This is a genomic window from Cupriavidus campinensis (assembly GCF_905397395.1).
GTDB lineage: Bacteria > Pseudomonadota > Gammaproteobacteria > Burkholderiales > Burkholderiaceae > Cupriavidus > Cupriavidus campinensis.
In genome coordinates, this window is sequence record NZ_CAJPVH010000004.1 from 98224 (window position 1) to 116797 (window position 18574).

The window sequence follows — 18574 nt, forward strand, 5'->3', positions numbered from 1 at the left end:
CAGGATGCGATCCGCGCACGGCACCCAGGCCGCCGCGACGGGGCGCCTGCTCCTTGCCGCCACGCTGACGGCAGTGGGCGCCGGCCTGGGCGGCATGGCCCTGGCACTGCTGCTCCATGCCATCCAGCACCTGGCCTATCACTACAGCCTCGCTCACGTGGTGAGCCATCAGAGCTTCCTGTCGGGCGTGGAGCGTGCCACGCCGCTACGGCGGCTGATGGTGGCGCTCTGCGCCGGCGTGGTGGCGGGGGTTGGCTGGTTCGCCGTCTATCGCTTCGGGCGGCCGCTCGTCAGCATCAAGCGGGCTGTGGATGAAGGCGCGCCGATGCCACCCGGGGCGACCCTCGCCCACGCGCTCCTGCAGATAGTCACCGTGGCACTGGGGTCTCCGCTGGGCCGTGAAGTGGCGCCACGCGAGATTGGCGCGCTGGTCGGCGGACGCTTGTCTTTGCTATTCGCGCTACCTGTGGCGCAACGGAGATGGATTGTGGCGGCCGGTGCGGGCGCGGGGCTTGCCGCGGTCTACGGCGTACCGCTGGCCGGTGCTGTCTTCACGCTCGAAGTCCTGCTCGGCACGTTTCACCCGGCTGCTGCGGCTCTGGCGTTGTTCATGTCGACGCTGGCCGCGCAAACGGCGTCGCTTGGACTCGGCACGAACGTGCAGTATGCCGTGCCAACGCTGGCGCCCGGCCACTGGCTCAGCGTGTGGGCCGTGTTGTTCGGCCCGATCTTCGGCATGGCCGGCGCTGCATTCAGCCGGGCGACTGCCGCTGCCCGCTCCCGCGCGCCGCGTGGCGCGTGGCTCCTGTGGCTTTGCCTGCTGAACTTTGCCGTGCTCGGCCTGCTGAGCATCCGCTTTCCCGAACTGCTTGGCAACGGCAAGGGCCCTGTCCAGCTCGGGTTCGAGGGTGAGCTGACGCCCGCTCTGGCATGCGCGTTGCTGGCGCTCAAAATGGGCGTCATCTGCGCATCGCTGCGCGCCGGTGCGGCGGGTGGCTTGCTGACCCCCGGACTGGCCTGCGGGGCCTTGCTGGCCGTCGCCGGCGGCGCCCTTTGGAACATCGCCTTGCCCGGCATCTCGCCGGGCGCCTGCGCCATCGTGGGCGGGGCGGCCTTCCTCGCCGCATCGATGCGCATGCCCCTGACCGCCATCGTCCTGGTTGCCGAATTCACGCATCTGCCCTATGCACTGGCGCCGCCGCTCTTGCTTGCGGTGGCGGGGGCGGTGTGGGCGCAAAAGCTCTGCGCCGACCACGCCCGCGCACCGCTCAGAGCCGCTCGATGATCGTCGCGTTGGCCATGCCGCCGGCTTCGCAGATCGCCTGGAGGCCGTAGCGGCCCTTGTTGTCTTCCAGCGCGTGCAGCAGGGTGGTCATGATGCGCGCCCCGGAGGCGCCCAGCGGGTGGCCCAGGGAGATCGCGCCCCCGCGCGGGTTGAGCCGTGCGGGATCGGCGCCGAGTTCGCGCTGCCAGATCATCGGCACGGGCGCGAACGCCTCATTGACTTCGCAATGCGACATGTCTGCCATCGTCAGGCCGCTCTTCCTGAGGACGCGCTGGCTGGCGGGGATGGGGGCGGTCAGCATCAGCATCGGGCTATCGCCGCAGACGTCGAAGCCGGCGAAGCGGGCGCGTGCGTTGCAACCGAGCCGGGATGCCATGCGCTCGCTCATCAGCAGCAGCGCCGAGGCGCCGTCCGTCATCTGGGAGGAATTCCCGGCCGTGATGTGCCAGCCGACTTCGGGGAAGCGCGCGGCCAGTTCATCGGTGCGGAAGGCCGGCTTCAAGGTGGCGAGACTGGCGGGCGAGGTGTCCGGCCGGATGGTTTCATCGACTTCCACCACGCCACGCGGGGTGACGATCGGCAGGATCTCGCGCCGGAATGCGCCCTGTTCCCGGGCCAACTGGGCGCGGCGGTGGGACTCCGCCGAATAGGCATCGAGTGCCTCCCGCGAGAGCGCGCCCCGGCTGGCCATCAGTTCCGCCGCCACGCCTTGCGACACCAGACCGGGCGCGTAGCGCTTGGCAAACGAGGGGCCGTAAGGGTCTTGCCCCATGCGCGCCGTGCCCATCGGCACGCGGCTCATCGACTCCACGCCGCAGGCGATCACGATGTCGTAGACCCCCGCCATGATCCCCTGCGCGGCGAAATGGATGGCCTGCTGGCTGGAGCCGCACTTGCGGTCGATGGTGGTCGAGGGCACGTGCTCCGGGAAGCCGGCGGCCAGCCAGGCCACGCGGCCGGGCGTGGCGGACTGCTCGCCCACCTGGCTGACGCAGCCGGTAATGACGTCGTCGACCATGCCCGGGTCCAGCCGGTTACGCTCGACCAGCCCTTTCAGGAGCTGCGCCAGCAGTTCGGCGGGGTGGACTTCGGCAAAGGCGGCGCCGGGTTTGGCGCGGCCCATGGGCGTGCGGATGGCGTCGATGATGAAAGCTTGCTGCATGCGGGTCTCCAGAGGGTCTGTTGTCTGTGTCGATTAACTGACCTGACGGTCCTGCCCGCCCCAGTAACGGGCCCGCAGGGATTTCTTGTCGAGTTTGCCGAGCGAGGTGAGCGGCAGCGCCGTCTCGAACGAGACGGACTTTGGCGCGCACACCACGCCCTTGTGCGCGGTGACGAAGTCGATCAGCGCCTGCTCGGTGACCGATGCATCCGGCTTGAGCACGACCAGCGCGGTCACGGCTTCGCCCCACTTGGCGTGCGGCACGCCAATCACCGCCGACATGGCGACGGCGGGGTGCGCGGCCAGGCAGTTCTCCACCTCGCTCGAGTAGACGTTGAAGCCGCCGGAGATGATCATGTCCTTGGCCCGGTCGACCAGATACAGGTAGCCGGCGGCGTCGCGGCGCGCCATGTCGCCCGTATGGAGCCAGTCCCCGGCCAGCGTCTTCGCGGTTTCCTCCGGCCGGTTCAGGTAGCCCGACATCACCAGCGGGCCGCGTACGCACAGTTCGCCGATCTCGCCCGGTGGCACTTCCCGTAGCTGCGTATCCAGCAGGCGCACGTCGTTGCCCGGAATCGGGCGTCCGCAGGAGCCCATCAGATGGGGGCGGGCGGGGTCGTGCTCGTCCGCGCGCAGGTAGGTCACCGTCATCGGCGCCTCGGCCTGGCCGTAGATCTGACCGAAAATCCGGCCGATCCGCCCGATCGCCTCGGCCAGCCGGGCCGGCGCGATGGGCGCGGCGCCGTACCAGATGCGGTGCAGGCCGGACAGGTCATGGTCCGCCAGCCCCGCGAAGTCGAGCAGCCCGTAGATCTGGCTCGGCACCAGGAAGGTACAGGTGATGCGGTGGCGCGCAACGGCTTCGAGGAAGGCCAGCGGATCGTATTTGTCCATGAAAACCACCGTGCCGCCCTGCAGGAAGGTGGGCAGGATGGCGGCGCCCGCCGCGTGGGAGATGGGCGTCGTGGCCAGGAATCGCGCTTCGTCGGGCCACTCCCAGCAGGCCAGCTGCTGCAGCGTCATCGTCACGGCGGTCCGGTGAGACTGGACCACACCCTTGGACTTGCCCGTGGTGCCACCGGTGTAGCCGATCTTGAAGACATCGCCGGCTTGCACGTCGAGCGGGAAGTCGCCGGCGTCCATGGTCGCGGCGGCCGCCACCAGGTCGGTGCCGAACGGCGCCGGGCCCAGCGTCAGCACATGCCTGACGATGCCGAGCCCGGCCAGCGCCGCGCCGCGCTCGCCGTGCCGGGGCGTGTCGATCACCAGCGCCTGGATGCCGGCATCGCGCAGCACGAAAGCCTGATCCTCGGCGGAGCCGAGCGGGTGCAGCGCCGTGTAGCGCAAGCCAAGGAGCTGGGCGGCGATGATCGCGGCCATGGCATCGACACGATTGCCGGCCAGCATGGCGATGCCATCCTGGCGGCGCAGGCCGATCGACAGGAAGAGCCGCGCTATCTGGTGGCAGCGGGCCTCGAGTTCGCCGTAGGTCAGGCGAATGTCCTGCCCGACCAGCGCCTCGCGGTCGGCAAACGTCTTGAATGCCGAACGGTACAGCGCGGCGACGGTGGTGCAGCCGTAGAGTTGTCCTGTGTCCCCCATCTCACATCTCCTTACTGCTTTTCAATATGGGTGGCGTCGGCAAGTTCAGCGAAGCGGTCGGAATCCGATTTCATCTCCTTGAAGAAGGCTTCCGGGGTGCTGCCTTCCACGCCGAAGTCCAGCTTCTCCAGGCGCGACTTGACCTCGGGGTCGGCCAGCGCGGTGTTCAGGGCGCCGTTGAGCTTGCGCACCACGCCGTCGGGCGTGCCCTTCGGCACCAGCATGCCGACGTAGGACTGGTCATCGAAGCCCTTCAGGCCGAGTTCCGCCAGCGTGGGCACATCGGGAAGGGAGGGCAGCCGCTTCGGGCCGAATACCGCGAGCGGCTTGGTGGCACCGCTGGCGATAAAGGGCTTCTGCGCGGCCACGGTGTCGATCAGCATGTCCACGCGGTCGCCCTGGATGTCGTTCATCGCGGCGGGCACGCCGTTGTAGGGCACCTTGACGATGCGGGTGTTGGCGAGCCGGTTGAGGCGCGCGTAGTAAAGCTCGAAGACGCCGGCAGTGACCGCCATGGTGGAGCTTCCCGGCTGCTTCTTCTCCAGGTCCATGGCCTGCTTGAAGGTGTCAGCCGGATAGGACTTGCGGGCAACCAGCACCAGATTGAGGTTGACCGCCTTGCCCACGGGCGAAAAACTCTTCTCGAAGTCCACCGGAGGGTTCTTATATAGCGCGCGTGCGACCACGAGCGGCGCACCGCCCATCAGCACCGTGTAGCCGTCTGGCTGGCTGCCGGCCACGAACTGCGCGCCGATCGCCCCGGAGGCCCCCGGCTTGTTGACCACCATGACCGACTGGCCGAGCACGCGCGTCATGCGGTCGGCCAGGACGCGGGCTACGATGTCGTTTGCACCGCCCGCCTGATAGACCACCACCAGCTTGACCGGCTGCGTCGGATACGTGGCGTCCCGCTGGGCGTGAGCGGTGCCGCCGATCAGCGTCGAGGCCAGCAAGGTGGCTGTTGCCGCCAGCCACGCACGGCGCGGGGAGGGGGTTCTCGTGGGCAGGTGCATTGTCGTCATCGTCGTCTCCTTTAGCCTTATCATTGGCGTGCCATAATGGCTTAATGGTTGAACCATTCTATCGGCAAACGATGACTACAAAACTAGACCCTCGGGTAAATCCTGACGATGTGGCGCAGACGCCATTTCGGCCGATTGCGGTCCGGCGTGCGGCGGACGAGATCGCGAACCAGATCCGCAAGGAGATCGCCGGGGGACGCCTGAAGCCGGGCACGCGCCTGCCGGCGGAGCGGCAACTGGCTGCGGAGCTCGGGGTATCGCGCAATACCCTTCGCGAGGCGGTGCGCTCGCTTGAGCAGTCCGGGCTGGTGGAGACCAAGAAGGGCGCGCATGGCGGGATCTTCATTACCCGCGCCGATGGCTCAGTGGTGATCGAGGGGCTGATGGACCTCTACCGCCTCGGCGGCATTACGCCGCGCCAGCTCATCCAGGCCCATATCTCGATCGAGCCCGCCATCGTGCGCGAGGCCTGCCGGCTGGCGACGGAAGACGACGTGGCCCGGCTCTATCGCAATATCGATGCCGCCGAGGCCGCCACGGCGGCTGGCGAATTCGAGAAGCGGTTCACCTTGAACCATGAGTTCCACAAGATGCTGGCGCGCATCGCCGGCAACCCGATCCTGGTCGTCTTCATGGACGGGCTGATTTCGCTACTGGTGGAGTTCATCCTGCGGATCGGCACCTACGAGAACGAAGAAATTTTCGCGTCGCGGCGCCGATTCATGGCGCATTTCGCGCGTGGCGACGCCGAGGCTGCCGAGCAGGAGATGCTGCGATCGCTGGAGCGGTTCCTGGAGGGGTATTTCCCGCACGACTAGCGGCCGGCCAGCTTCCGCACTTCGGCATCGTGGGGCATCAGCGTGCTGCCATCGTGCGCGCGCGGCACCATGCGCGGAATCGGCTTGCCCGAGGTCCGCTCCACCAGATCCGAGTGCGGCTCTCCCTGTGTGAACAGATGACTCTCGGCCCATTGCCGCAGCGCCACCACCACGGGGAAGAGTTCCTCGCCCCGGGGCGTGAGCACGTATTCCTGATAGGCGCTGCCGTCTGAGGCGGGTTGCTGGTCGAGGATGCCGGCTTCCACCAGCCGGCGCAGCCGGTCCGCCAGCACGTTGCGCGCCATGCCCAGATTGCGCTGAAAATCGCTGAAGCGGCGCATGCCGTCGAAGGCATCGCGCACGATCAGCAGCGACCAGCGGTCGCCAATCACATTGACGCTTCTCGCCACCGGACAGGCTTCGGCTTCGGCGTGGGCTTCAGCCGCTTTGTCATCACGCATCTCATTGTCCCTCGATCGCCGCAAGTGGTTGCATTTTAAAACCACTTCCGCTAGCCTTCAACTGGTTTTAATTTGCAACTAGTTATGGGGGGGTAGATTGCGTATGCGTCGGAGCCTGATGCTGCTGTTTGCCTGCGCCAGTGGCCTGAGCGTGGCCAATGTCTACTATGCGCAGCCGCTGCTGGACGCCCTGGCGCGCGACTTCGCCATTCCGGCCTTCGCCATTGGCGGGGTGGTCACCGTCACGCAAGTTGGCTGCGCGCTGGCCCTGGTGCTGCTGGTGCCATTGGGCGATGTCTTCGCGCGGCGGCACCTGATGCTGGCGCAGGCGCTGGCTCTGGTGCTCGCGCTGGTGGCGGTGGGGCTGTCGTCCTCCACGGTTGGCCTGTTCGGCGCGATGTGCCTCACCGGCATGCTCGGTACGGCCATGACGCAGGGGCTGATTGCCTACGCCGCAGCCGCTGCGCCGGCGCAGGAACGTGGCCGCGTGGTCGGCGCGGCCCAGAGTGGCGTCTTCCTCGGCTTGCTGCTCGCCCGCGTGGTGGCAGGCGTGGTCAGCGACCTGGCCGGATGGCGCGCGGTGTACTTCGGCTCGGCCAGCGCCATGCTGTTGCTGGCGGCGGGGCTCTGGGCGCGACTGCCCAGCTTGCCGGCCGCTGCCCAGCGCATCGGCTACCCGGCGCTGCTCGTGTCGATGTTCGGGCTGCTGCGCCATAACCGGGTCTTGCAGGTACGCGGCATGCTTGCGCTGCTGATGTTCGCGGCGTTCAACATCTTCTGGAGCGCGCTGGTGCTGCCGCTGAGCGCGCCGCCCTATGCGTTCTCGCACTCGGCCATCGGCGCGTTCGGGCTGGTGGGGGCGCTCGGCGCGCTGGCCGGCGCCGGCGCGGGGCGGCAGGTGGATCGGGGGTTTGGCGAGCGCACCACGCTGCTGGCGCTGCTGTGCCTGATCGCGGCATGGCTGCCACTGGCCGGCATGACGGTATCGCTTTGGGCGCTCGTGCCGGGAATCCTGCTGCTCGACCTCGGCGGCCAGGCGCTGCACGTGACCAATCAGAGCCTGATCCTCAATACCCAGCCGGACGCCCAGGGCCGGCTCGTGGGCGTCTACATGCTGTTCTACGCGGTGGGCAGCGCGCTGGGCGCTTTCGGTACCTCGGTGGCCTACGCCGTGGCGGGGTGGGGCGGGGTTTGCACGCTCGGCGCGCTGGTCAGCCTGGTGGCGCTGGTGTTCTGGGCGAGGGCGCGATAGTGATTCGCATTTGCAAGTGACGAACGTTGGGTCGGTCCCACACCCCCGGGGGCTGCAATCCGCCAAAATTCGTCCACACTGCATGTTCGAGGAGCGCCGTCTCCCCTATAAAAGGAAGCCTGCCGATGCGCCACGTTCATGGAAGAGCCCGGACCACGTGGTATGTGCTGCTTGCCGTCATCCTCACGGCGGTCTTTGGCCTGCTGGCCTATAACCTGTTCGGCGGGGAGAAGCGCATCGAGCACCGGCTGGAGCGGCTCTACGCGACCGAAGACCCGCAGTTTTCCCGGGAACTGGGCGTCCTGCTGGGGCCGCCAGTGGTTGGCGGCAACGCCTATCGCGTGCTGAAGAATGGCGACGAGATCTTCCCCGCGATGCTCGGCGCCATTCGCGCTGCGCAGCAGACCATTACCTTCGAGTCATACATCTACTGGTCTGGCGAGATTGGCCGGGAGTTCGCGCAGGCGCTGGCCGAACGCGCGAAGGCCGGCGTGAAGGTGCATGTCCTGCTGGACTGGGTGGGAAGCCAGAAGGTGGACGACGCCGTGCTGCACATCATGTCGGACGCCGGCGTTGCCTTGCAGCGCTATCACCCGGTGCACTGGTACACGCTTGGCAAGCTCAACAACCGTACCCACCGGAAGCTCCTGATCGTCGACGGCAGGATCGGCTTCACCGGCGGCGTGGGCATTGCGCCGGAATGGACCGGCCACGCCCAGGACCCCCAGCATTGGCGCGACACGCATTTCCAGGTCGAAGGCCCCGTGGTGGCCCAGATGCAGTCGGTCTTCCTCGACAACTGGATCAAGGTGAGCGGCGAAGTCCCCCACGGCCCGGGGTATTTCCCGGCATTGCCGGAGGTGGGCAAGGGCATGGCGCAGATGTTCAGCAGTTCCCCCACCGGCGGCAGCGAGAACATGGCGCTGATGTACCTGCTCGCCATCACCGCCGCCACGCGCACCATTGACTTGTCGGCGGCGTACTTCGTGCCGGACGACCTGACGCGGAAGGCACTGGTCGCCGCGCTCAAGCGCGGCGTCAGGGTCCGGATCATCGTGCCGGGCGAGCATATCGACTCGGAAACCTCCCGTTCGGCGTCGCGGGCCCAATGGGGCGAGCCGCTGGCGGCCGGCGCGCTGATCGCCGAGTACGCGCCCACGATGTATCACTGCAAGGTGATGATCGTGGACGGGTTCCTGGTGTCGGTTGGCTCGACCAACTTCGACAATCGCTCCTTCCGCCTGAACGACGAGGCCACGCTCAATATTCTCGATCGGGACTTCGCGGCCGAACAGACGCGCATATTCGAGGACGACCTGGCCTTGTCCCGGCCGATCTCGCTGGCAGCATGGTCCAACCGGCCGTGGCGCGAGAAGCTTGCCGATCGGCTGAGTTCGCTGCTGGCCTCGCAGCTATAGGGCTTCAGGACTTCAGTGTCTTGCCTTCGAGGTTCCAGAGCTTGCGGTCGCTGGTCGAGACCGCCACCGCGCCATGCGCGAGCGCGCTGCGGATGTCGGTCTCGTTGCAGACAAAGCCGGACGTGACGATGGGCGGCAGCGCCTTGCGGTCCGCCTCGGGCAGGTGGGACAGCATCGGCGCCGGCATCAGCTGCACCAGGTTGGGGTCGCTCTGCTCCAGCGCCTTCACGCTGCGTGGCCATGTCGAGCGGTCGGTCACGAAGACCTTCTGCATTGTCACCATGCCGGCGCGGTTGGCGCGCTGGATGGTGGCCACGCGCGTGGACACCAGACTGGTCACCCCGATGTCCGCCAGGTAATCCACGCCACCCTTGTCCTGCGACAGCCCTTCGCAGCTGTCGATGTTGACGATGACGTACTTGCCGGCGCGGGTCAGCGTGGCAATCACGGGCTGCAGCTTGCGCAGCTCCACGTTCGCCACGATCGAGACTTCGGCCTCGCTGTCGACAAACGCATCGACCTGCTCCGCGCCGTAGAGCGTGGCGATGACCGGGTGGCGCGTCAGGCGGGCGCCGAGGGACCTGTCCATGGTGTTACTTCGCTTCGTGGGAAAGCACGTCGCTCAGGCCGAGCTTCCCGGGGTTGAGGATGTTCTGCGGATCGAGTGCCTGCTTGACCGCCACCAGCACCGGGAACGCCGTGTCCAGCGACGGCGCCATGTACGGCGCGCGCAGCAGCCCGATGCCATGATGGTGGCTCAGGGCCGCATTGTATTGGATCAGCACGGCGTTGGCGGCGTCCCAGGCGGCGCGATACCACCTCTGGCGGTCTTCCACGGCGACCTCGCCGCGCAGCGAAAAGTACAGGCAGGCGCCGTCCACGTAGGCGTGCGACTGGTGCGCGGAGCCGGCCAGCGTGCCGGGCACCGCGTTGATGGCGGCCACCACGTCGTCGTAGATCGCGGGCAGGTCCGCCCACGGCCCGGACATCTCCAGCGTATCGGCGACGAAGCCGGGGCTGCGCTTGAAGCCTTCGGCGCTCTTGCCGGTCAGGTAGCGCGTGTCGAGCCAGCGTTCGAAGATGGCCTTGTCGTCGAGCTTGTCGCCCAGTTCCGCGCAGACCCGCTCGCCGATCGCCATCACCGCATCGACCATATCCCGGGCGCCTTCGTCAGCCACCAGCAGCACGTTGGTGTCCGGCAGGCCGAACTGCACGCCGCTCTCCAGGGCGTCATAGAGCCGCAGGGCCGCCGGGTTTGCGCCGCGCTGCATGATTTCCCGGCACGCCTCCAGGCCGATGGCGAAGGTCTTGAAGCCATAGGCGATGGCGCGGCCGTAGTCGGGCAGGCGGTGCAGCTTCAGCCGCACGCGCACGATCACCCCCAGCGTGCCTTCCGAGCCGATGAACAGCTGCTGCAGGTCCGGGCCCAGCGCCGCGCGCGAGTAGCCGCCCACGGTGATGAGGCGGCCGTCGGCCAGCACCACGTCCATGCCGAAGACCATGTCCTCGATCTTGCCGTAGCGTGTGGAGAGCTGCCCGGCGCCCCGGCAGGCCACCCAGCCGCCCACCGTGCTGATGGCGTATGACGACGGCCAGTGGCCCATCGTCATGCCGTATTCCTGCTGGATGGTCTGCTCGAAGATGTCGCCGAACATGCCGGCCTCGACTTCCACGATCTGGCTGTCCTTGTCGAAGCCCAGCAGCTTGTTCAACTCGCAGACGTCGAGCACGATGCCGCCGCGTACCGGCAGCGCGGCGCCGGTGACGTTGCTGCGGCCGGCGGAAACCGTGACCGGCACCGCACTGGCGTGGGCGATGCGCATCACGGCCTGCACCTGGTCCACGGTGGACACGCGCACGATCACGCCGCGCGGCGTGGCCGGCTTGCCGCCGGTCTCGGTCATCATCGAGCCCGCCCACCAGTCGCGCGTCCACGTCACCACGTCGCCGGTGCTGGTCAGGACCGCATCCGCCACCTGGCGCAGCGCGGCCAGCGTGGCGTCGCTGAGCGGCACGGCGTCGCGCTGCAGGCCGGGGGCGTCTGGCGTCTCGGTAATGGTGGCTGCGTAGCCCGGCGGCGTGTGCGCGCCCACGACGTAGTTGCCGCGGTTGTAACCGCGCTTGATGGCTTCCTTGCTGATCATGCTGCTTCTCCCATGAGGACGGATTTTTCGAGTGCCACGGCGGCCAGGTAGTCGCTGACCTGCCGGGCGACGGCCGACTCGGACAATCCGAGTTCGGCCTGGAGGATCTGGCCCACGCGCGGTGCGGCGTGGGCGGAGGCATCGCGCGCCATCAGGCGGGCACGCATGCGGCGCGACAGCACGTCGTCCACGGTGCCGGCCAGCTCGTGGCGCACCGCGTAGACGACTTCCGCTTCGGTGTGGGGCAGGCCTTCGACAATGGGCCGGCCGAGCGCGGCATCGGCCTGGAGGATGTCGCTGACAAAGCGCGCCTCCGTGCCGTACCGCTCGCCCAGGTGCGCCGACATGCCGCCTGACGCCACGATGGCCTGTGCGTCATAGCCGGCGGCGCCGAGCAGGTAGGCGCTCTTCGTGCGGCACTTGCCGCGCTTGCCGATCACGCGCTGCGCGGCGTCGATGGTCTGCTCGGCCATATGGCGCGAGGTGGTCAGCTTGCCGCCGACGATGGTCACCAGGCCGTCATCGGCAACATGGATTTCATGGTTGCGCTTGATCTCGAGCGTCTTGCCGCCCGGCGGCGCCACCAGCGGCCGGCATCCGGCGATGCTGCCCACCACGTCTTCCGGCTGGAGGTCCGTCTTCAGCGCCGACCGTGCGCCTTCGAGCAGGAAGTCGAGTTCCTGGCGGGTGCACATCACGTTGTCGAGGTCGCCTTCGTAGTCCTCGTCAGTGGTGCCGAGGTAGGACACATTGCCCCAGCGCGTGATGGTGGCGCGGCGGCTGCGCCCCGGTACGGGAATCGTCACCGTGCAGTCGTTGCGGATCTTGAGCCAGGGAATGGCCACGTGCACGCCCTTGGCGGGGCGGATGTGCAGCGTCTTCTGTTCGCCGCGCTTGCGGCCGGTCCAGTCGCGCAGCCACACGCCGGTGGCCATGATGACCACGCCCGCACGCACGCGGATTTCCTGCTCGCCCGCGTGGACGATGGCGCCATCGACCTTGCCGTGGCCGTCGCGGGTGATCTCCATGACCTGCGCGTGGTTGGCCACGGCCGCGCCATGGAAGGCGGCGGTGCGCGCGATGTTCAGCGTCAGCCGCGCGTCATCCACCCGCGCATCGAAATACAGGAAGCCCCCGGTCAGGTGCTCCGGATTGAAGGTGGGGCAGTGCGAGAGGACCTCCGCCTTGGTCAGCTTCTGGTGCAGGATGCCTTCGCGCCAGCCGCCGGCCAGGTCGTACGTCCAGAGCAGGCTCTCGAATGCCTTGGCGAGCCGCTTGTCGAACACGCCGTCGCGCTCCATCACGGGAAACAGGAATGGCAGGCGTTGCACCAGATGGCGCGCGTTGCGGCGCAGGCGCTGGCGCTCAAGCAGGGAATGGCGCACCAGGCTCAGGTTGCCCTGCTCGATGTAGCGCAGGCCGCCGTGCACCATCTTCGACGACTTGGACGAGGTGCCCGAGGCAAAGTCGTTCTTCTCGACCAGCGCCACACGGTAGCCGCGCAGGCTGGCGTCCAGCGCCGCGTAGGCGCCGGTGACCCCGCCGCCGACGATGAGGATGTCGAAGGCCTCGCTGCCCAGGCGGTCCAGTTGCGACCGGCGGTCGAGCCGCAGCGGTTCGGTGCTGGTCATGGCGGCGCGTTCGCGGCTCGCGCTTCGGGATGGCAGACCCATCATGTTGATCGCTTCTCCTGATTAATGCGACGCAAACGCGTCCACGTGATTGAGTTCCGACGCCACGCGGGCGTGCCAGAGCGTGCGCCGCGCGGCGCGCTCGTCCTCGCCGATGGCCGGGGTAAACACGGCGTCCGGCGCAGTGGTGGTGCGGGCTTGCTGCAGGGAGTCCCACAGCAGGCCCGACGCGCCGGCCAGATAGGCGATGCCGCGCAGGCTGGCGCGGTCCGTCTCCTGCATGCGATGGATCGGCAGGCCGGTGAGGTCGGCCTGCATCTGGAGCAGCGCGTCGCTGCCGGAGAGGCCGCCGCCCACTACGAGGCCGGAGACGGCCACGCCGGCGATGTCGCGGTTGGCCTCGATGCAGGAGGCCACGGAATGGGCGATGCCGGCGAGGATGGCGTGGGCGATCTCCGCCTGCGTGGTGGCCATCGACACGCCGTTCAGCGCGGCGCGGGCCTCGGGCTGCATCTGCGGCACGCGCAGGCCGGTGAGCGCCGGGATGAACGTGACGCCGCCCGACGAGGGCACCGTGGCCGCCAGCGCGCTGATCTGCCGGGCGTCCTGGAACCAGTGCAGTTTGTTGCAGACCCAGTTGAGCGCGGAGCCGGTGGTGGCCACGAAGGTCTCCACCGAGTAGTGGGAGACGCCCTGATGGCGCCGCGCGGTCATCGTCAGCGTGCTGTCCGATTCGCCGCTGCGCGCGGGCAGGGCGGGGCCGACCATCAGGTCCACGAAGCTGCCGGTGCCGTGCAGGCACATCGACTGCCCGGCGTCGAGGCAGCCCAGCCCGATGGCGCCGGCAAGCTGGTCGCCGGCGCAGGCGAGGATGGGCACGTCGATGCCGAGCAGGTCGGTGCGCGTGCGGCCGAAGTCATCGGCGTCCTGCCGCAACTCGGGCAGCAGCTCACGCGGAAAGTCGAGTGCATCGATCCAATCCGTGAGGTAGCGGTGCTCGCCGAGCATGTAGGCGCTGCATGACGTGGCATTCGTCGGCGTGGTCACGCAGGCGCGCTCGGTGGAGAGGTGCCAGAGCAGCCAGCTGTCCACGGTGCCAAACGCCAGGCGGCGCGCGGCCCATGCCTCGGCCACGACGGGCGTCTCGCGCAGGTGCCGTGCCGCCCACAGGTAGGGCGACCGCACGCCGGCAGGCCGGCCGACGGCGGGGCGCAGGCGCGCATCCCATGTGCCCGCCAACGCGTGCAGGTCCGGCGCGTAGCGCGTGTCCTGCCAGACCATGGCCGGCACCAGCGCGCGGCCGGTTTGCGTGTCCCACAGCACGGCCGTGGCGCGCTGCGTGGCGATGGCGAGCGCCACCACGTTGAGGTTATCGCGCGCGGCCTGCGCCAACGTGGCCCGGCACACGGCCAGCGTCTTCTCCAGCAGGACGTTGGCGTCCTGCTCGACCACGCCGGGGCGCGGTGAATCCACTTGCAGCGTGGTGTATTCCAGGCATGAGACGTGGCCATCGGCGGCCACCACGGCGGCGCGGGTGCCGGACGTGCCCTCGTCGATGGCGAGGATGACGTTCCTGTTCTGGGTCATGACTGCGATTTCTCGATCACGGGTTGCAGGAAGCCGGCCGCCTCGCGCGCATCGCGTGCGAACTGCGGGGCATCGGCTTCGTTGTCAGGGTTGATGGTGGTGCGCGTGGGGTCCCAGCGGATCGTGAAGCAGATGATGCTGGCGATGAGGGGCACCACGGAGAGGATCAGGAAGGTGGTTTCCAGCCCGTACTGGGCGCGGAACAGCGGAAACACCAGCAGGCCCAGCGCCGCGCCGATGGAGCCGAGCGCGCCGATGATGCCGTTGGCGCCCGCGCGCAGTTCGCTGCGGAACGACAGCGAGGACAGGCTCTTGCCGTTCGCGCCGGGGCCGCCCGAGTGGAACAGGATGAACAGCGACGGCACGACCACGGCGACCCACATCGGCATCTTGCCGTTGAACAGGCCGAGCACCAGCAGCATCACGAAGACGGCGGCGAAGCCGAACGCCGAGGCGCGGCGCAGCCCAAGCTTGCGGCCGATCAGCGGGGACAGGAAGCCGCCGAAGATGCCGCACACATTGAACACCAGCGCGCCGATGGTGGCGTAGACAAAGTCCTTGCCGAACAGTGCGGCGCTGATCAGCGGCAGGTACCAGCCAATCGCGAAGTACTGGATCGACTGGCCGATCTGCACCGTGGAGGCGAGGATGGTGCGGGGCAGGTAGACGCCACGGAAGATCAGCAGCACGTTGGCCAGGCCGCGACGGGCCTGGTTGGTCACGGGAACGCGCTCGGACGGCGGGGCGGCCATGAAGGCGCGGCCATAGATGCGCGTCATGGCGCGCGCGGCGGCGTCCAGCCGCTCCTTGCGGGCCAGCCAGATCGGGCTTTCGACCAGGAACAGCAGTTGCAGGACGAGGATGACGACGCCGAAGATGGCCGTGGCGGCCACCGAGTAGCGCCAGATCGTATCGCCCACATGCCACGAGTGGAACAGCAGCGCCAGCAGCAGGTTGGAACAGACTGCCGTGTACCACATGCCCTGCCAGGTATTGAGGCGGCTCTTGAGCTTGACCGGCGTGAATTCGGCCAGCACGGCCATGGCGATGGCGAAGTCGATGCCGTACGCTGCGCCGACGAAGAAGCGGCCGACCAGGATCACATCGAAGCCGGGCGCGAACACCACCAGCAGCGCGCCGACCACGGCCAGCACCTTGGCCAGGATCAGCGGGCGCACGCGGCCCCAACGGTCGGCCATCCAGCCGCCCAGCGGGTTGAAGACGATGGCGACCCACGAGGCGAACGAGGTCAGCAGCGCCACCTGCGCGGGGGCAAGCTGCAAATTGCGCGTCATCGGCCCAAGGCCGGCGCTCAGTGCGGAATTGGAGAAAGCGTCAAGGAAGAGTCCGCCGAGGGCGAGCCACCACACCACGCCGGCGCGGCCACGTATGCCAGGACAGGAATCTATGAAGGCGATGACATCGTCGATGCCACGAAGCTTGATGGCAGAGGTTTGCACGGCGGTCTCCTTTTTTTTGGTTCTGTAAGAGGCCGCAGCAAACTGCACGCGCTAAGAGACCATCTTACAGATGGTCTCTTATCTAGATCTGCCCGGCCAATGTATGTCGCCGGGCAGGGCATGTCAACGGGGAAAACCCGATAGGTGGGGCGAAGCCGGGTGCGACTAGCGCGCGTCGCGCGGCTTGAAGATCAGCCCCTGCTGCGCGACGCCGATGACGCCCTGCTCGTCATGCAGCGTGGTACGGGCCAGGCCGATGCCGCTTTCCTGCACCGTGGTCGTCGATTCAGCCGCGACCCATTCCCCGCGTGGCAGCCGGTGCAGGTACATCGTCAGGTCGGCATTCGCAAACGCGAAGCGATCCAGCGGCACGGCCCAGCTGATGCCATTGCCGAAGTCCGCTGCGGCCACTGCGCGTGCCGCCGCGGTCACCGGCCAGTCGGCCACCAGCGGCACCGCCAGGCGGAACCACACGGCCGCGGGGCCGGGTGCCGTGACCGTGCCGGTCGCCACGCGGCTCTCCATGGCGGTGTAGTGGAACGAGGTCTGCGGCTCCATGCCCGGGATGAGGATCGGCGTGTGGCACGCATCGGGTGGGGGGAGGGACGGGGACTGGGGGGAGGACTGGAGATCGAGCGCGCGCTCGCGGATGTAGACCGCCGTCCCGTAGACGACCGGCACGCCTTCGTGGGACAGCTCCAGGCGCACGCGCCGTACCGATCCCCCCGGCTGCGGTTCGACCACCGCGCGCAACGGTGCCACGGGCACCGGCCGCACGAATTCGAGGGTGAGGCGAACCATCGACCAACCCGGCTCATGTGCCATGGCGCGGTCCGCCATCGAGGCCAGCAAGCCGCCGGGCGCGCCGCCGTGCTGGGCGCCGGGATGCCAGGGGCCGCGTGACAGCTCGGTGGGGATGACGGTATCGCCCGAGACTTCGAAAATGCTGTGGGGAATGGGCACAGAAGCAGTAGCCAAGACGGTCTCCGTGAGGCGCGGTGCGCGCCCCGGACGCCGGGGCGCTATGGCCGCCAACGATACACCACGACATGGCTGGCCCGCAGGCCGCACCGTTCTGTGCGGATACCGGCCATGAACCTTTCAGCCGTGAAAGTCGGTTGGTGCATTGCAATAAGCGAAGCGGCTTCGCGCAGGCCGCAACGGCCTGCCAATCGGCAATGCGGATCTGCTGCGTTGCAATATCGAATTGTTGCAAGATGAGGTGGTAATTGACGCCTTCATTGCGTTGACATTGCCGAAGGCAAGGTCTTACCCTCCGATCCACGCTAACTAGACGTTCGCATATAGAACGCAAGTTCGATATGTGGTCATTTCGGATTTCAGGAGACTTGCCTTGAACAAGGTTGCTGGGTTCTTTACGGAACTGATGCGCCGGTATTTGCCGGACCCCTTCGTGTTTGCCATTGGCCTGACGCTGCTCTCCATGGTGATGGCGATGCTGGTCGAGGGGCAGGCCGCCAACACGATCATCCTGAACTGGGGCAAGGGGTTCTGGAACCTGCTCGCGTTCACCACGCAAATGGCCGTGATCCTGGCGATGGGCTATGTGCTGGCCACCGCGCCACTGGTCGATCGTTTCCTGAACAGCATCGTCGCGCGTGTGCATTCGCCGCGCGGGGCCATCATCGTGGCGACGCTGGTCGGTGGTATCGGCAGCTATCTGAACTGGGGCTTCGGCCTCGTGATCGGTGGCATCATCGCCCGCAAGCTGGCGATGAAGGTGAAGGGCGTGCACTACCCGCTGATCATCGCATCTGCCTATAGCGGCTTCACGATGTACGGGCTGGGCCTGTCCGCCAGCATTCCCGTGCTGATCTCCACGCCGGGCCACCCGATGGAAAAGCTCATGGGCGTGGTGGCGCTCAAGGACACGATCTTCTCCCTGCCGATGCTGCTCACCAGCCTGGCCGTGATCGTCACGCTGCCGCTGCTCAACGCCATGCTGCATCCGCGCGATGCCAAGGATGTGGTGGAGATCAAGGAAGAAGCGGAGGAGGGCCGCGCCGCCGCCGGTGGCCATAGCATGGGCATCGAGAACACGCTGGCCGCGCGCATGAACAACAGCCGCCTGCTGAGCCTGCTCATCGGCCTGTGCGGCTTGGCCTACGCGGTGCTGTACTTCACGCAGGGCGGCACGCTGGATCTGAACCTGATCAACTTCCTGATCCTGTTTATCGGGGTGCTGCTCCTGGGCACGCCGGCTCAGTACGTGGCTAAGCTCAACGAGGGCATCAAGACGATTTCAGGCATCATCCTGCAATATCCGTTCTATGCCGGCATCATGGCGATCATGGCGGGCTCGGGGCTGGTGGATACCATTTCGCGCGTGTTCGTGGATATCGCCACGCCGCAGACGCTGCCGTTCTGGGGCCTGGTGAGCTCGTTCGTGATCAATTTCTTCGCGCCGTCGGGTGGTGGCCACTGGGTGATTCAGGGGCCATTCATGATCGAAGCGGCGAAAGCCATCGGCAGCTCGGTGGCGCAGACCTCGATGTCGGTGATGCTGGGCAACGCGTGGAATGACCTCGTGCAGCCGTTCTGGATCCTGCCGGCGCTGGCGCTGTCCAAGCTCAAGCTCAAGGACGTGATGGGTTATACGGTGATCATGATGTTCTGGGTTGGCGCCATCTATATCGTGGCGTTGCTGGCCTGGGGCATGCTGACGCACTGATGCTGTACTGACCGATGTACTGACAACCAACGCGGAGACA

At 67.4% G+C, this 18574-nt stretch carries 15 protein-coding genes; 5 read left to right on the forward strand and 10 right to left on the reverse strand.

Annotated features, from left to right (window positions below; translation table 11 throughout):
- The first annotated feature begins 4 nt into the window (after positions 1–4).
- Entirely contained in the window at positions 5–1285 is a 1281-nt protein-coding gene (locus KHO18_RS04145; RefSeq protein ID WP_211942811.1) for a chloride channel protein, read from the forward strand.
- Here KHO18_RS04145 and KHO18_RS04150 read toward each other — a convergent pair.
- From KHO18_RS04150 to KHO18_RS04160, 3 genes are read right to left on the reverse strand one after another with little or no spacing between them, the layout of a single operon-like run.
- The gene (locus KHO18_RS04150) at positions 1269–2447 is read right to left on the reverse strand and encodes a thiolase family protein (protein WP_144197031.1); all 1179 of its coding nucleotides are present in this window, start codon (positions 2445–2447) and stop codon (positions 1269–1271) included. The genes KHO18_RS04145 and KHO18_RS04150 overlap by 17 nt on opposite strands.
- Positions 2448–2480: 33 nt before the next feature.
- Positions 2481–4049, reverse strand: coding sequence for an AMP-binding protein (locus KHO18_RS04155; protein ID WP_211942812.1), 1569 nt, complete (start codon positions 4047–4049; stop codon positions 2481–2483).
- A gap of 11 nt (positions 4050–4060) precedes the next feature.
- Positions 4061–5071, reverse strand: a complete 1011-nt coding sequence (locus KHO18_RS04160) for a Bug family tripartite tricarboxylate transporter substrate binding protein (RefSeq protein ID WP_144197033.1) — start codon at positions 5069–5071, stop codon at positions 4061–4063.
- A gap of 71 nt (positions 5072–5142) precedes the next feature.
- Between KHO18_RS04160 and KHO18_RS04165 the strand changes: the two genes are divergently transcribed.
- Positions 5143–5889, forward strand: a complete 747-nt coding sequence (locus tag KHO18_RS04165; RefSeq protein WP_186296805.1) for a FadR/GntR family transcriptional regulator — start codon at positions 5143–5145, stop codon at positions 5887–5889.
- Here the strand turns inward: KHO18_RS04165 and KHO18_RS04170 are convergent.
- Complete coding sequence (locus KHO18_RS04170; protein ID WP_211942813.1) at positions 5886–6350, reverse strand: winged helix-turn-helix transcriptional regulator; 465 nt, start codon at positions 6348–6350, stop codon at positions 5886–5888. The two genes, KHO18_RS04165 and KHO18_RS04170, sit on opposite strands and share 4 nt — an antisense overlap.
- A gap of 103 nt (positions 6351–6453) precedes the next feature.
- Here KHO18_RS04170 and KHO18_RS04175 point away from each other — a divergent pair, with 103 nt between their 5' ends.
- Both KHO18_RS04175 and KHO18_RS04180 read left to right on the forward strand, forming a co-directional pair.
- A complete protein-coding gene (locus tag KHO18_RS04175) occupies positions 6454–7602 on the forward strand; it encodes an MFS transporter (protein ID WP_211942814.1) in 1149 nt (382 codons plus the stop codon).
- 125 nt (positions 7603–7727) lie between these two features.
- Positions 7728–9020 carry a phospholipase D-like domain-containing protein gene (locus tag KHO18_RS04180; RefSeq protein WP_144197037.1) on the forward strand — a complete coding sequence of 431 codons (1293 nt, stop codon included), beginning with the start codon at positions 7728–7730 and terminating at the stop codon, positions 9018–9020.
- A gap of 4 nt (positions 9021–9024) precedes the next feature.
- On the opposite strand, the gene KHO18_RS04185 is transcribed toward KHO18_RS04180, so the two are convergent.
- The 6 genes from KHO18_RS04185 to KHO18_RS04210 all read right to left on the reverse strand — a co-directional run bounded on the left by KHO18_RS04185 (position 9025) and on the right by KHO18_RS04210 (position 16820).
- Positions 9025–9609 carry a glycerol-3-phosphate responsive antiterminator gene (locus KHO18_RS04185; protein WP_144197038.1) on the reverse strand — a complete coding sequence of 195 codons (585 nt, stop codon included), beginning with the start codon at positions 9607–9609 and terminating at the stop codon, positions 9025–9027.
- 4 nt (positions 9610–9613) lie between these two features.
- Entirely contained in the window at positions 9614–11164 is a 1551-nt protein-coding gene (locus KHO18_RS04190; RefSeq protein ID WP_144197039.1) for an FAD-binding oxidoreductase, read from the reverse strand.
- A complete protein-coding gene (locus KHO18_RS04195) occupies positions 11161–12840 on the reverse strand; it encodes a glycerol-3-phosphate dehydrogenase/oxidase (RefSeq protein ID WP_144197040.1) in 1680 nt (559 codons plus the stop codon). The genes KHO18_RS04190 and KHO18_RS04195 overlap by 4 nt, the downstream gene beginning before the upstream one ends.
- 18 nt (positions 12841–12858) lie before the next feature.
- Positions 12859–14382: an FGGY family carbohydrate kinase gene (locus KHO18_RS04200; protein WP_144197041.1), complete on the reverse strand. Its 1524-nt coding sequence runs from the start codon at positions 14380–14382 to the stop codon at positions 12859–12861.
- Positions 14379–15842, reverse strand: coding sequence for an MFS transporter (locus KHO18_RS04205; RefSeq protein ID WP_144197042.1), 1464 nt, complete (start codon positions 15840–15842; stop codon positions 14379–14381). The genes KHO18_RS04200 and KHO18_RS04205 overlap by 4 nt, the downstream gene beginning before the upstream one ends.
- A gap of 165 nt (positions 15843–16007) precedes the next feature.
- Positions 16008–16820, reverse strand: coding sequence for a thioesterase family protein (locus KHO18_RS04210; protein ID WP_186296806.1), 813 nt, complete (start codon positions 16818–16820; stop codon positions 16008–16010).
- 376 nt (positions 16821–17196) lie between these two features.
- Here KHO18_RS04210 and KHO18_RS04215 point away from each other — a divergent pair, with 376 nt between their 5' ends.
- Positions 17197–18534 carry a short-chain fatty acid transporter gene (locus tag KHO18_RS04215; RefSeq protein WP_211942815.1) on the forward strand — a complete coding sequence of 446 codons (1338 nt, stop codon included), beginning with the start codon at positions 17197–17199 and terminating at the stop codon, positions 18532–18534.
- The last annotated feature ends 40 nt before the right edge of the window (positions 18535–18574 follow it).

Coding starts and splice junctions, on each gene's coding strand:
- KHO18_RS04170 (WP_211942813.1), bottom strand. CDS start 6,350: ATGCGTGATGACAAAGCGGCTGAAGCCCACGCCGAAGCCGAAGCCTGT.
- KHO18_RS04175 (WP_211942814.1), top strand. CDS start 6,454: ATGCGTCGGAGCCTGATGCTGCTGTTTGCCTGCGCCAGTGGCCTGAGC.
- KHO18_RS04165 (WP_186296805.1), top strand. CDS start 5,143: ATGACTACAAAACTAGACCCTCGGGTAAATCCTGACGATGTGGCGCAG.
- KHO18_RS04155 (WP_211942812.1), bottom strand. CDS start 4,049: ATGGGGGACACAGGACAACTCTACGGCTGCACCACCGTCGCCGCGCTG.
- KHO18_RS04150 (WP_144197031.1), bottom strand. CDS start 2,447: ATGCAGCAAGCTTTCATCATCGACGCCATCCGCACGCCCATGGGCCGC.
- KHO18_RS04200 (WP_144197041.1), bottom strand. CDS start 14,382: ATGACCCAGAACAGGAACGTCATCCTCGCCATCGACGAGGGCACGTCC.
- KHO18_RS04160 (WP_144197033.1), bottom strand. CDS start 5,071: ATGACGACAATGCACCTGCCCACGAGAACCCCCTCCCCGCGCCGTGCG.
- KHO18_RS04195 (WP_144197040.1), bottom strand. CDS start 12,840: ATGATGGGTCTGCCATCCCGAAGCGCGAGCCGCGAACGCGCCGCCATG.
- KHO18_RS04190 (WP_144197039.1), bottom strand. CDS start 11,164: ATGATCAGCAAGGAAGCCATCAAGCGCGGTTACAACCGCGGCAACTAC.
- KHO18_RS04145 (WP_211942811.1), top strand. CDS start 5: ATGCGATCCGCGCACGGCACCCAGGCCGCCGCGACGGGGCGCCTGCTC.
- KHO18_RS04180 (WP_144197037.1), top strand. CDS start 7,728: ATGCGCCACGTTCATGGAAGAGCCCGGACCACGTGGTATGTGCTGCTT.
- KHO18_RS04185 (WP_144197038.1), bottom strand. CDS start 9,609: ATGGACAGGTCCCTCGGCGCCCGCCTGACGCGCCACCCGGTCATCGCC.